10 protein-coding genes and 1 pseudogene are annotated in these 11,841 nt (G+C 72.2%); 4 read left to right on the forward strand and 7 right to left on the reverse strand.

The window, feature by feature from the left end:
- Positions 1–2: 2 nt before the first annotated feature.
- The 3 genes from ACFYWY_RS21585 to ACFYWY_RS21595 are packed head-to-tail and all read right to left on the reverse strand — an operon-like array spanning position 3 to position 3,783.
- Positions 3–1,736 carry an L-aspartate oxidase gene (locus ACFYWY_RS21585; RefSeq protein WP_389188956.1) on the reverse strand — a complete coding sequence of 578 codons (1,734 nt, stop codon included), beginning with the start codon at positions 1,734–1,736 and terminating at the stop codon, positions 3–5.
- Positions 1,733–2,866 (reverse strand): pantoate--beta-alanine ligase, encoded by a 1,134-nt coding sequence (panC, locus tag ACFYWY_RS21590; protein ID WP_389188959.1) that lies wholly within the window; start codon positions 2,864–2,866, stop codon positions 1,733–1,735. The genes ACFYWY_RS21585 and panC overlap by 4 nt, the downstream gene beginning before the upstream one ends.
- Positions 2,863–3,783 (reverse strand): Rossmann-like and DUF2520 domain-containing protein, encoded by a 921-nt coding sequence (locus ACFYWY_RS21595; protein WP_389188962.1) that lies wholly within the window; start codon positions 3,781–3,783, stop codon positions 2,863–2,865. Before ACFYWY_RS21595 ends, panC begins: the two co-directional genes overlap by 4 nt.
- A 145-nt stretch (positions 3,784–3,928) precedes the next feature.
- Between ACFYWY_RS21595 and ACFYWY_RS21600 the strand changes: the two genes are divergently transcribed.
- Positions 3,929–5,086 (forward strand): threonine aldolase family protein, encoded by a 1,158-nt coding sequence (locus ACFYWY_RS21600; RefSeq protein WP_389188965.1) that lies wholly within the window; start codon positions 3,929–3,931, stop codon positions 5,084–5,086.
- Between the two features lie 184 nt (positions 5,087–5,270).
- Positions 5,271–5,423: pseudogene (locus tag ACFYWY_RS21605) on the forward strand (transcriptional regulator); the annotation flags it as partial.
- On the opposite strand, the gene ACFYWY_RS21610 reads toward ACFYWY_RS21605, so the two are convergent.
- Together ACFYWY_RS21610 and ACFYWY_RS21615 are read right to left on the reverse strand one after the other, a co-directional pair.
- Positions 5,424–6,095, reverse strand: coding sequence for a response regulator (locus ACFYWY_RS21610; RefSeq protein ID WP_389188968.1), 672 nt, complete (start codon positions 6,093–6,095; stop codon positions 5,424–5,426).
- 39 nt (positions 6,096–6,134) lie between these two features.
- Positions 6,135–7,334 (reverse strand): sensor histidine kinase, encoded by a 1,200-nt coding sequence (locus tag ACFYWY_RS21615; RefSeq protein ID WP_389188971.1) that lies wholly within the window; start codon positions 7,332–7,334, stop codon positions 6,135–6,137.
- A 99-nt stretch (positions 7,335–7,433) separates the two neighbouring features.
- On the opposite strand from ACFYWY_RS21615, the gene ACFYWY_RS21620 reads away from it, so the two are divergent.
- On the forward strand, positions 7,434–8,411 hold the full coding sequence (locus tag ACFYWY_RS21620; protein ID WP_389189242.1) for an SAM-dependent methyltransferase: 978 nt from the start codon (positions 7,434–7,436) through the stop codon (positions 8,409–8,411).
- 124 nt (positions 8,412–8,535) lie between these two features.
- Positions 8,536–9,678, forward strand: coding sequence for an NADH-quinone oxidoreductase subunit D (locus ACFYWY_RS21625; protein ID WP_389188975.1), 1,143 nt, complete (start codon positions 8,536–8,538; stop codon positions 9,676–9,678).
- A 107-nt stretch (positions 9,679–9,785) separates the two neighbouring features.
- On the opposite strand, the gene ACFYWY_RS21630 is transcribed toward ACFYWY_RS21625, so the two are convergent.
- The gene (locus ACFYWY_RS21630) at positions 9,786–10,781 is read right to left on the reverse strand and encodes a hypothetical protein (protein WP_389188978.1); all 996 of its coding nucleotides are present in this window, start codon (positions 10,779–10,781) and stop codon (positions 9,786–9,788) included.
- An 85-nt stretch (positions 10,782–10,866) separates the two neighbouring features.
- Positions 10,867–11,838 carry an ABC transporter substrate-binding protein gene (locus tag ACFYWY_RS21635; RefSeq protein ID WP_389188980.1) on the reverse strand — a complete coding sequence of 324 codons (972 nt, stop codon included), beginning with the start codon at positions 11,836–11,838 and terminating at the stop codon, positions 10,867–10,869.
- Between the last annotated feature and the right edge of the window lie 3 nt (positions 11,839–11,841).

Raw genomic sequence — 11,841 nt, forward strand, 5'->3', positions numbered from 1 at the left:
GGTTACGGCTCCCTGGGGGCGTCGGGGACGGTGGCGGGGACGGTGGCGGGGACGGATTCGGGGACGGTCGGGGCGAAAGCGGTGTTCTCGGTGCGGCCGACGACAAGGCTGCGGTCGGGAGCCAGACGCACGACGAGATGGCGGCGCCAGTCGGCGTCGTCGCGCTCGGGGCGGTCCTCGCGCCAGTGGCAGCCGCGGGTCTCCTCGCGCTCGAGGGCCGCGGTGGTCAGCACGCGGGCCACGCACAGGAGGTTCGACGTCTCCCAGGACTCGACGCCGGGCTCGGCCGTCTTGCCGGAACCCTCCTGGTCGTGCACGGCGTTGCGGTGGACCGCGTGCAGCGCGGCCGCCGCGCCGGCGAGGCTACTGGCCGAGCGGAGCACGCCGGCGCCCTGCGACATGATCCGCTGGATGTCGGACCGCGCCTCGGGAGCGATGAGCGGCAGTACGGACAGGGTCGCGGGCTCGGCGGCCGCGCCGGCCGGGAGCGGGGCGCGGGAGGCGATGTCGGCGGCGATGCGCTCCGCGAAGACAAGGCCCTCCAGAAGGGAGTTGGAGGCCAGCCGGTTCGCGCCGTGGACGCCCGTGCAGGCGACCTCACCACAGGCGTAGAGCCCGGGCACGGTCGTGCGGCCGTGCAGGTCCGTGCGGACGCCGCCGGAGGCGTAGTGGGCGGCCGGGGCGACCGGTATGGGCTCGGTGACCGGGTCGATGCCGTGGGCGCGGCAGGCCGCCAGGATCGTGGGGAAGCGCTGCTCCCACATCTCGGCGCCGAAGTGGCGGGCGTCGAGATACATGTGCGCGGCGCCCTGCTCCTGCATGCGGCGCATGATGCCCTTGGCGACGATGTCGCGGGGGGCGAGCTCGGCCAGCTCGTGCTGTCCGAGCATGAAGCGGGTGCCGGATGCGTCGACGAGGTGGGCGCCCTCTCCCCGTACCGCCTCGGAGACCAGCGGCTGCTGGCCCTCAGAGTCCGCGCCGAGGAAGAGCACCGTCGGGTGGAACTGTACGAATTCGAGGTCGGAGACCTCCGCTCCGGCGCGCAGCGCGAGCGCGACGCCGTCGCCGGTGGAGACGGCGGGGTTGGTGGTGGCGGAGAAGACCTGGCCCATGCCGCCGGTGGCGAGCACGACGGTGGGGGCGTGGACCGCGCCGACGCCGTCGTGCTGGCCCTCGCCCATGACATGGAGGGTGATGCCTGCCGTACGGCCTTCGGCGTCCGTCAGCAGGTCCAGGACCAGGGCGTTCTCGATGGTGCGCAGACCGGCCGCGCGGACCGCCTCGACCAGGGCGCGGGAGATCTCGGCGCCCGTCGCGTCGCCGCCCGCGTGCGCGATACGGCGGCGGTGGTGGCCGCCCTCGCGGGTGAGCTCGATCTCGCCGGCCTCGGAGGTGTCGAAGTGCGCGCCGGTGGCGATGAGCCTGCGTACGGCGTCGGGGCCCTCGGTGACCAGGGTGCGTACCGCCTCCTCGTCGCACAGGCCAGCGCCGGCGACGAGGGTGTCGTCCAAGTGCTGCTCGGGGGTGTCGCCGTCCCCGAGCGCCGCGGCGATGCCGCCCTGCGCCCAGCGGGTGGAGCCGTCGTCCAGACGGGCTTTGGTGACCACGACCGTGCTCAGCCCGGTGGCCGCGCAGCGCAGCGCGGCGGTGAGGCCGGCGACGCCGGAGCCGACCACGACGACGTCGGCGTCGATGGCCCAGCCGGGAGCGGGGGCGGTCAGCCGTATACCGGTCACTTGGCGGCTCCGAAGGTCGGGGGTTCGAGGGTCGGCGGGTGGTCGGGCGTCGATGATGCGAGGGGCTGCGCTTCGACGGGCTGCGCGTCGCGAGACGGCGCTTCGCGAGACTGCGGGTCGAAGACCGGGGGCCCGAAGGTCAGCGGGATGTTGTCGATCAGACGCGTCGCGCCGACCTTCGCGGCGACCGCGAGGATCGCCTCGCCGGTGTGGTCGTCGGGGACCTCGGCGAACGTGGCCGGGTCGACCAGGGCCAGATAGTCGAGGACCAGGGGCGGCGCGGCCTGCGCTGCCTCGTCGAGGACGGTACGGGCCGCGGCTCGTACGCCGTCGGCGCCGCCCGGTCCCGCCTGGGCCACCGCGTGCGCGTCGGCCGCGGCGCGCGCCTCGCCGATCGCGGAGAGCGCGGCGGCGCGGGCGTGCGTGCCGGGGGTGGCCTCGGCGCGGGCGTGCAGCGCCTGCTGGGCGGCGAGCCGGTCGTGGGCCGCGAAGAGCGCGCCGGACAGGGCGAGCGCGGTGCGCCGCTCGGCCGCCGACAGGTAGCGGTTGCGGCTGGACAGCGCGAGGCCGTCGCTCTCGCGGACGGTGGGCACGCCGACGATCTCGACCGGGAAGTTCAGGTCGCGGACCATACGGCGGATCAGGGCGAGCTGCTGCGCGTCCTTCTGGCCGAAGAGGGCGACATCGGGGCGGGTGAGGTGGAGAAGCTTGGCGACGACGGTGAGCATGCCGTCGAAGTGGCCGGGGCGCGAAGCACCTTCGAGGCGCTCGGCCATCGGGCCTGCGGCGATCCTGACCTGCGGCTCGCCGCCGGGGTAGACCTCGTCGGCGGACGGTGCGAACACCACGTCCGCGCCCGCCTGTTCGGCCGTCTTGAGATCGGCTTCGAGGGTACGGGGATAGCGGTCCAGGTCCTCGCCCGCACCGAACTGCAGCGGGTTGACGAAGACCGTGACCGTCACGAAGCCTTCGGGCCCGACCTGCGCGCGGGCGGCGCGGATCAGGGAGGCGTGGCCTTCGTGGAGCGCGCCCATGGTCATCACGACGGCGATGCGGCCGGGGGTGGCGCGGTGGTCGAGGGCGTACTGAAGCGCCTCGCGCGTCGGTACGAGTTCGAACCTGCGGCTCATCGGGGGTCACCGTCCGCGAGGACGCCCAGCAGATCCTCCGCCATCTCCGGTTTCAGCAGGCCGTGCGCGAGGGCCCGGTCGGCGGTGGTGCGCGCCATCGTCAGATAGCCGGCGACCATGCCGGGGGCGTGCTTGCGCAGCTCCGCGACGTGGGCGGCGACGGTGCCGGCATCACCGCGGGCGACCGGTCCGGTGAGGGCCGCGTCGCCGGAGCGCAGTGCGTTGTCGAGGGCCGCGCCGAGCAGCGGGCCGAGCATCCGGTCGGGGGCGGCGACCCCCGCCGTACGCAGCAGCTCCATGGCCTGCGCGACCAGCGTGACCAGGTAGTTCGCGCCGAGGGCGAGCGCCGCGTGGTAGAGCGGGCGGGCCTCCTCCTCGATCCACTCGGGCTCGCCGCCCATCTCGATGACCAGCGCCTCTGCGGCCAGCCGCAGTTCCTCGGGGGCCGTCACTCCGAACGAGCAGCCCGCCAGCCGCTGGACGTCCACGCTCGTCCCCGTGAACGTCATCGCCGGGTGCAGCGCGAGCGGCAGCGCGCCGGCTCGCCTGGCGGGGTCCAGCACGTTCGCGCCGTACCGCCCGGAGGTGTGCACGAGCAGCTGCCCGGGGCGTACGGCACCGGTCTCCACGAGTCCGTCGACCAGCCCCGGAAGCGCGTCGTCCGGAACGGTCAGCAGCACCAGTTCGGAACGGGCGAGGACCTCGGCGGGGGTCACCAGCGGTACGTCGGGGAGAAGGACGGCCGCCCGTCGTACGGACGCGTCCGAGACGCCGGAGACGGCGACGGGGCGGTGTCCCGCGAGTTGCAGCGACGCCGCGAGGGCCGGACCGACACGGCCTGCGCCGACGACGCCCACGGTCAGGCGGGCTGGGCGGTCCCGCGGGTCGAGCGGTTCCTGTGGTGCTGTGGCATTCACGCGGCGGGGCCTTCCGTTCCAGTCCGCGGGGGGTACCGGACGATTTCTCGTCATGCTACGCCAGCGCCTCTCGCACCCTTGCGGTTGTCCACAGCCTGTGGGCGAGGGGGAGGACGCCGACGGTGGCGTGGGCGATGATCGGAGCATGGCTGAAGCTGACGAGGCCCAAGTGGGCGAGCCGGACGAGCGGCAGCGCAGGCTCGCCGCGTGGCGGGCCTCGCACCGGGTGCTGTGGCGGGCCTCCGCAGACCGCCGCGTCGGGGAGCGGCTGACGGCGCTGGCGGCGGACGCGGGGACGGTCTACGACCTGGACGAATGGACCGACGTATACGGCAACGGGGTCGTCGCCGAGTTGGAGCAGCGGGTGGCGCGGCTGCTCGGCTTCCCGGCCGCGGCGTTCTTCCCGACCGGGACGATGGCGCAGCAGGTGGCGCTGCGGTGCTGGGCGGGGCGTACCGGGAACGCGACGGTCGCGCTGCATCCGAAGGCGCATCCGGAGCTGCACGAGCGGGGTGCGTTCGGGGTGGTGAGCGGGCTGCGCACGGTCCACCCGACGAGGGAGCCGCGGCTGCCGACGGCCGACGAGGTGCTCGACTTCGACGAGCCCTTCGGGGCGCTGATGCTGGAACTGCCGCTGCGGGACGCGGGTTTCGTCCTGCCGACGTGGGACGAGCTGGTGGCGGTCGTGGAGGCGGCGCGCTCACGCGATGCAGTGGTGCACTTCGACGGCGCGCGCCTATGGGAGTGCGCCCCGCACTTCGGCCGCGCGCTGGATGAGATCGCGTCGCTGGCGGACAGCGTGTACGTGTCCTTCTACAAGTCCCTGGACGCGCTTTCTGGCGCGGTGCTCGCGGGCCCGCCGGAGCTGGTCGACGAGGCCGTCGCCTGGCGCCACCGGTACGGCGGCCAGATCTTCCAGCAGTACCCCACGGCCCTGTCGGCGCTGCTGGGCCTCGAACGGGAGCTGCCGCGGCTGCCGTCGTACGTCGCCCACGCGAAGGTCGTCGCGGCGGCGCTGCGGGAGGGTTTCGCGGCGGCAGGCGTCCCGTGGTTCCGCGTCCACCCGGATGAGCCGCATACGCACCAGTTCCAGGTCTGGCTGGCGTCGGATGCGGACGCGCTGAACGCGGCGGCGCTCGGCCAGTCGGAGGAGACGGGCGTGACGCTGTTCCGCAGGTGGTTCACGGAGGGGTGCCCGCCGGGGATCGCGGTGACGGAAGTGACGGTGGGGGCGGAGGGGCTGGAGTGGACGGGGGAGGACGTGAGGAAGGCGGTGGAGGAGTTTGTGCGGCGGGTGGGGTAGCTCCCCCACCCCGCCCTCCCCCAGAGCTTCGCCTGGGAGGTACCCCCATCCCGAAACTGGGGATGCTCCACAGCCCCCTCGGGGGAGGGAACGCGGGGGCTGACGCCCCCATACCCCCGAGAGCGCCGCCGTCGCCCGCCTCGGCAGCGACTTCCTGGAGACCGTGCCGCGTTAGTCGCTGCGTCAGGCGGCCATCAGCCGCCACCGCTCGGTGCTGCGCTCCGCCGGACTCGTCGAGCATCGGGACATGGGGCCGAAGCGGGTCAGCCGGCTACGGCGTACGGAGTTCGACGCGCGCTTTCCCGGGCTGCTCGACCTCGTCCTCCGGGAAGACTGATCAGCCCGCCCCGCCCGCCCGCACCAGCCCCGTCTCGTACGCCAGCACCACCACCTGCACCCGGTCCCGCAGGCCCAGCTTGGTGAGGATGCGGCCCACATGCGTCTTGACCGTGGCTTCCGAGAGCACCAGACGGCCCGCGATCTCGCCGTTCGACAGGCCCTGCGCGACCAGCAGCATCACCTCGCGCTCCCGCTCGGTGAGCTTCTCGATCTCCTTGTGCCGCGGCTCCTTGCCGCTTCTCGGCAGCAGCGGCGCGAACCGGTCGAGCAGCCGTCGCGTCGTGGACGGCGCGACGACGGCGTCGCCGCTGTGCACCGAGCGGATCGCGCCGAGCAGTTCGCCGGGCGGCACATCCTTGAGCATGAAGCCGCTGGCGCCCGCCTTCAGCCCGGAGAAGGCGTACTCGTCCAGATCGAAGGTCGTCAGTATCAGCACCTTCGGCGCCCCCGGCTCTGCACAGATCCGGCGGGTCGCCTCGACGCCGTCCATCCTCGGCATACGGACGTCCATGAGCACCACGTCCACGGCCGTGGAGCGGAGGTTCTCGATCGCCTCCGCGCCGTCGCCCGCCTCGGCGACGACCTCCATGTCCGGCTGGGCCGCCAGCACCATCCGGAATCCGGTGCGCAGCAGCACCTGATCGTCGACGAGCATCACACGGATGGACATGTCAGCAGGGTCCTTATGTCTCTAGTGGGCGGGACGTCTCTAGTGGGCGGGCTTGAGGGGAAGCAGTGCGCTGATCCGGAAGCCGCCGCCGGGCCGAGGCCCGGCGTCGAGCGTGCCGCCGACCATACCGACGCGCTCGCGCATGCCGATGAGCCCGTGGCCCCGGCCGTCGGCGCCGCCGTCCTCGTACATCTCGTGTGCCGCGCCGCGCCCGTCGTCCTCCACCAGCAGGCCGAGGCCGTCGTCGAAGTAGACCAGCCGTACGCTGGCGCCGACTTCCGGGCCGCCGTGCTTGCGGGAGTTGGTCAGCGCCTCCTGGACGATGCGGTACGCCGTGAGCTCGACGCCGCTCGGCAGGGGCCGCGGCGTGCCCTCGATCTTGAAGTCCACGGTCAGGCCCGCACTGCGCACGTGCTCCACCAGGTCCTCGATCTGCTGCACATCGGGCTGCGGGACGTACTCACCGCTCTCCTTGGCGTCGCCGGTGCGCAGCACGCCGAGCAGCCTGCGCATCTCCGCGAGCGCCTGGCGGCCGGTGGTGGAGATGGTCTCCAGCGCCTGCTTGGCCTGGTCGGGCGCGGCGTCCAGGACGTAGGCGGCGCCGTCCGCCTGCACCACCATCACCGAGACGTTGTGCGCGACGACGTCGTGCAGCTCGCGGGCGATCCTGGCGCGCTCGGCGGCGACGGCGACCTTCGCCTGCGCCTCGCGCTCCTTCTCCAGCCGGGTGGCGCGCTCCTCGAGCTGGGCGAAGTACGCGCGCCGGGTCCGTATCGAGTCGCCGAGCACCCAGGCGAGGGCGAAGGTCGCGCTCATGACGATCGTGAAGAAGATCTTGCCGCCCGCACCGGCTTCCTGCATCGGCCAGCGCACCTGCGCCAACGGCGCCGCCGCCAGCCCGCCGAGGAGTGCCAGCCGGGACGCCCAGCGCGAGCCGTCGTACGCGGCGACGGTGTAGATGATCACCAGCATCGCGAAGTCGGCCGGGTTGACCTCGATGTCCAGCACGAGCTGGGCGACGCCCAGTACGGCGGCGAGGACCAGCATCCTCTCCGGCATACGGCGGCGCAGGGCCACGACCAGACTCAGCAGGAGAACGATCACGGCTGCCGATGTCCGGGCCTCGACCCCGACGGGCACCTGGATCACCCACAGCATCGAGAACCCGAAGAGCACGACAGCCCAGAAGGTGTCGACGCCCGTCGGGTGTCTGCGGATGAAGTCATAGAGGAGCTGCACGTAACCCAGCGTAAAGAAAGCAGATAGCTGCCAGGGTCAACCGGAGGAGCGATCCGGATGGCGGCAGCGTACTCCGCAAGGTGGAGACTTGTTCGCGTGATGGATGACGTAACGGGTGAGACGTGCCAATGGCGCGGCTGGCGGGAAGCGACAGAGGCCGCGCTGTACGGGCCCGACGGCTTCTATCTGAAGCCCGAGGGACCGGCCGGGCACTTCCGTACGTCCGTGCACGTCTCGCCCCTCTTCGCCGCGGCGGTCGCTCGGCTACTCCTCAGCGCGGCGGAAAAGGCCGGTCTCGAGGAGGTGGCGTTCGTCGACGTCGGCGCGGGCCGCGGGGAACTCGTGACGGGCGTGCTGGCGGTGCTCCCGTCCGGCTTCCCGGTCCGGGCGTACGCCGTCGAACGTGCAGCCCGCCCCGTCGGCCTCGACCCCCGTATCGAGTGGACCGCCGAGCTCCCCGCGGGCGTGAGCGGGCTCCTCTTCGCCAACGAGTGGCTGGACAACGTCCCGGTTGACGTCGCCGAGGTGGACCCGGACGGGGTGGCGCGCTACGTCCTCGTACGCCCGGACGGCACGGAACACCTCGGCTCCCCCGTGGGCGGCGCGGACGCGGACTGGCTGGCCCGCTGGTGGCCCCTGACGGAGCGGGGCAGGCGGGCGGAGATCGGCCGCCCGCGCGACGAGGCGTGGTCCGCGGCGGTGGGCACGCTGGAGGCCGGTCTGGCGGTCGCGGCCGACTACGCGCATGTACGGGACGCCCGGCCGCCCTTCGGCACACTGACCGGCTTCCGGGAGGGCCGCGAGGTCCCTCCCGTCCCTGACGGCAGCTGCGACATCACCTCCCATGTGGCGCTGGACGCGTGTGCGCTGCCGGGCGCGGACCTGATGCCCCAGCGGGATGCGCTGGCCCGCCTGGGTGTCACGGGAGGGCGGCCCCCACTGTCGCTGGCGTCGTCCGACCCCGCTGCGTACGTCCGCGCGCTGGCCTCGGCGGGCGAGGCGGCGGAACTGCGGGCACGGGGCGGCCTGGGCGACTTCGGCTGGCTGCTGCAGCGAGTTGGCGGCCCGGCGGGCTGACCGGCACGGCTGCGCAACCTTCAAGCCCGTCCTGGGGGCGCCTCCCAGCGGTAGCTGAGGGAGATTGAGGACCCGGGGTCCGGGGCGGAGCCCAGCCGCGCCCCGGCCGGGGGATACTGGCGCCATGACGGAGACGACGGTCGGCATCGGCGGCGCGGCGGAAAGCACCGACATGGTGCTCAACATCGGCCCCCAGCACCCCTCCACCCACGGCGTACTCCGCCTCCGTCTCGTACTCGACGGAGAGCGCATCCAGCACGCCGAGCCGGTCATCGGCTATATGCACCGCGGCGCCGAGAAGCTCTTCGAGGCGCGCGACTACCGCCAGATCGTGATGCTGGCCAACCGCCACGACTGGCTCTCCGCCTTCTCCAACGAACTCGGCGTCGTGATGGCCGTCGAGCGGATGCTCGGCATGGAAGTCCCGGAACGCGCGGTCTGGACCCGTACGCTCCTCGCCGAGCTCAACCGCGTCCTCAACCACCTGATGTTCCTCGGGTCGTACCCCCTCGAACTGGGCGGAATCACCCCGATCTTCCACGCCTTCCGTGAACGCGAGGACCTCCAACACGTCATGGAGGAGGTCTCCGGCGGCCGGATGCACTACATGTTCAACCGTGTCGGCGGCCTGAAGGAGGACCTCCCTGCGGGCTGGCTCGGCCGGGCACGCGAGGCCGTCGCCGCCCTCCAGTCGCGGATGGACGTGTACGACCGGCTGGTCATAGGCAATGAGATCTTCCGCGGCCGTACGCGTGGCGTGGGCGTCCTGTCGGCGCAGGCGGTGCACGCGTACGGAGTGAGCGGCCCCATCGCCCGCGCGTCCGGCGTCGACTTCGATCTGCGGCGCGACGAGCCGTATCTGGCGTACGGGGAGCTGCAGGACACCCTCAAGGTCGTCACACGGGCGGAGGGCGACTGCCTGGCCCGCTTCGAGGTGCTGCTCGACCAGACCCACAACGCGCTGGACCTGGCGGACGCGTGCCTGGACCGGATCGCCGAGCTCGCGCCGGGGCCGATCAACCAGCGACTGCCGAAGGTGCTGAAGGCGCCCGAGGGCCACACCTACGCCTGGACCGAGAACCCGCTCGGGATCAACGGCTACTACCTGGTCTCCAAGGGCGAGAAGACCCCTTACCGGCTGAAGCTCCGCTCGGCGTCGTACAACAACATCCAGGCGCTGACGGTGCTGCTGCCGGGGACGCTGGTCGCGGACATGGTGGCGATCCTGGGCTCGCTGTTCTTCGTCGTCGGCGACATCGACAAGTAGTACGCGGACCAGGCCGTACGCGGACCACCTGGCACCCGGACCAGGCCGTACCCAGCCGCCCACGTGGCACCCGGACCAGGCCGTACGCGGACCGTCCGCCGGGTCCGTCAGCCGACCGCGTCGCGCAGCTCCGCCACGTCCAGCTGCTCCGTCTCGTCGTGCGCCGTCAGGTCGATGACCTTGCCGACCGCCCGCGAGTCCGCCGTACGCTGCGCGGCCAGCTCCTCGCCCACCACGTCCGCGAGGTCCTCGTTCTGCGCGGCCTCTATCGCCTTCTGCGCACCGGGACCGGAAGCGGCATCCCCGCCCGTGCCGAAGAAGTCGAAGCCGCCCTCGGGGCGCTTGGGCCGACGGCGCTGCGGACCGTAGGGAGCGATGGCTGTCGCCGCAGGGACGGGACGACGGGCGGGGACGGCGGACGACGGGCGGGTGTGCTGCTCTCCCCCGGCGACCGCCGCGTGCTTCCCCTGCGGCTCGTCCGCCTCACGGGCCCGCTCGGCCAGATCGCGCTGCCGGGCCTCCTCGACGGTGCGCTTCGCCTCCTGCGCCGCGGCGTTGCGCGACAGGTCGTCCAGTGCCTTGTTGGCGCGCAGATACGTCGCCGGGGTGGGCGTGGTCCCCGCCGGGGGCAGCGCCTTGACCGGGGATGCCGCTTCCAGCGCGAGCTGGCGGCGGTCCTCGAGCACGCCGGCCCGCTCGGTCTCGGCGGTCGCGTACCGCCGCAGGAGCGCGGCGTGCTCACCACGCAGGGCGGCCAGTTCGACCCGTTTTGCGCGCAGCCTCGCATCGAGCTTGGCGCGCAGCTCGCGCGACTCCTCGATGTCCGTCTCGAGTTCGGCTATGCGCTCCTCGGTCTTCCACTGGTCGCTCGCGCGGGCGCGGCTGAGCTCAGCGACCCGGCGCCCGGCGGCCCGGTCCCAGCTGCGCATCAGGACCGCGCCGGTCACGGCGGCGGCCGTCGCGGCGGTGACCAGCGAACGGAGCACGACTGGCTCCGCCAGAAACCACGCGCCGGCGGCGCACAGCACCGACGCTCCGGCGACCGCCGAGGGCGGCAGCAGCCTGTGAAGGGGCGGGGAATGGCGGTGGCGTCCACGGGGCATGGCCTGAAATTTACCGTGCGTAGACGCCGAATGGGGTGTCGGCCCGGCAAATCTCTCATTGAAAGAACACCGGGCCGCACCGCACCTACTTCTTGAGCAGCCCCTTCGACTCGAGATATGCCTTCGCCGCGTCCTCCGGCTTGGCGCGCTCGGCGTCCACCTTGCGGTTCAACTCCGCAAGATCCTCGGTGGTCAGCACCTTGGTGAGCTTGTCGAGGACGTCGGCTATCTCCTTCGATCCCGCGTCCTTCGCATTGACCACCGGCAGGACGTTGTCGGCGTTCTGGAGCTTCTTGTCGTCCTGAAGGAAGACCAGGCCGTCCAGCACCGCGTCGGTGGTCGTGGTCAGCACCAGCTGGTCGGCGCCGTCCTTGACCGCCTGCTTGGACTGCGGGGTGCCGACTCCCTTGGGGTCGATGCCCGTGACGTCAATGCCGTACGTCTTCTTCAGACCCGGCGCGCAGAACGGCCGTACCTCGCACTCGTCGCCCGCCGCGATCTTCACCTTGAGCTTCGACTTGCCAAGATCGGAAAGAGTCTTGAGGTTGTTCTTCTCGGCGAATTCCTTGCTCACCGCGAAGGCGTTCTGGTCGACGGCCGCGCCGGCCGGCAGCACCTTCAGTCCGCGCGGCTCCGCGAGCTTGGTGAGAGCGGCGACGGTGGCGTCGACGTCACCGGACGCCACCGGCTTCTCGTCGGGCGCCTTCGGCCCGTTCACCTTGGCGTTGAGGAATTCGGCGATCGTCGCGGCGTATTCCGGTACGACGTCGATCTCGCCCTTCTCCAGGGAGGGTTCGTACAGCTCACGGTTCTTCACCGTGGTGACCGACGTCTTGTATCCGGCGTCGGCCAGGATCTGCGCGTACAGCTCGGCGAGCACCTTGGACTCGGTGAAGGATGCGGCGCCGACGACGAGCGCGCCCTTCTCGCCCGACCCACCGCCCGATGCCGAGCCGCCCTTCTCCTTCTCCAGGCTGTCGCCGCCGCATGCGGCGAGAGAACCCGTCAGGGCCACCACACCGAGTACCGCACCCGCGATGCGCGAGGTCTTGCTCATCAG

Origin of the sequence: Streptomyces sp. NPDC002870, assembly GCF_042888505.1 — a bacterium.
In the GTDB taxonomy this organism is placed as follows: Bacteria; Actinomycetota; Actinomycetes; order Streptomycetales; family Streptomycetaceae; genus Streptomyces.

What these genes read in the sequence shown, in the direction of transcription:
- ACFYWY_RS21635 (WP_389188980.1), bottom strand. Translation starts at nt 11,838, where the DNA reads ATGAGCAAGACCTCGCGCATCGCGGGTGCGGTACTCGGTGTGGTGGCC.
- ACFYWY_RS21610 (WP_389188968.1), bottom strand. Translation starts at nt 6,095, where the DNA reads ATGTCCATCCGTGTGATGCTCGTCGACGATCAGGTGCTGCTGCGCACC.
- ACFYWY_RS21630 (WP_389188978.1), bottom strand. Translation starts at nt 10,781, where the DNA reads ATGCCCCGTGGACGCCACCGCCATTCCCCGCCCCTTCACAGGCTGCTG.
- ACFYWY_RS21625 (WP_389188975.1), top strand. Translation starts at nt 8,536, where the DNA reads ATGACGGAGACGACGGTCGGCATCGGCGGCGCGGCGGAAAGCACCGAC.
- ACFYWY_RS21620 (WP_389189242.1), top strand. Translation starts at nt 7,434, where the DNA reads ATGGATGACGTAACGGGTGAGACGTGCCAATGGCGCGGCTGGCGGGAA.
- ACFYWY_RS21600 (WP_389188965.1), top strand. Translation starts at nt 3,929, where the DNA reads ATGGCTGAAGCTGACGAGGCCCAAGTGGGCGAGCCGGACGAGCGGCAG.
- panC (WP_389188959.1), bottom strand. Translation starts at nt 2,866, where the DNA reads ATGAGCCGCAGGTTCGAACTCGTACCGACGCGCGAGGCGCTTCAGTAC.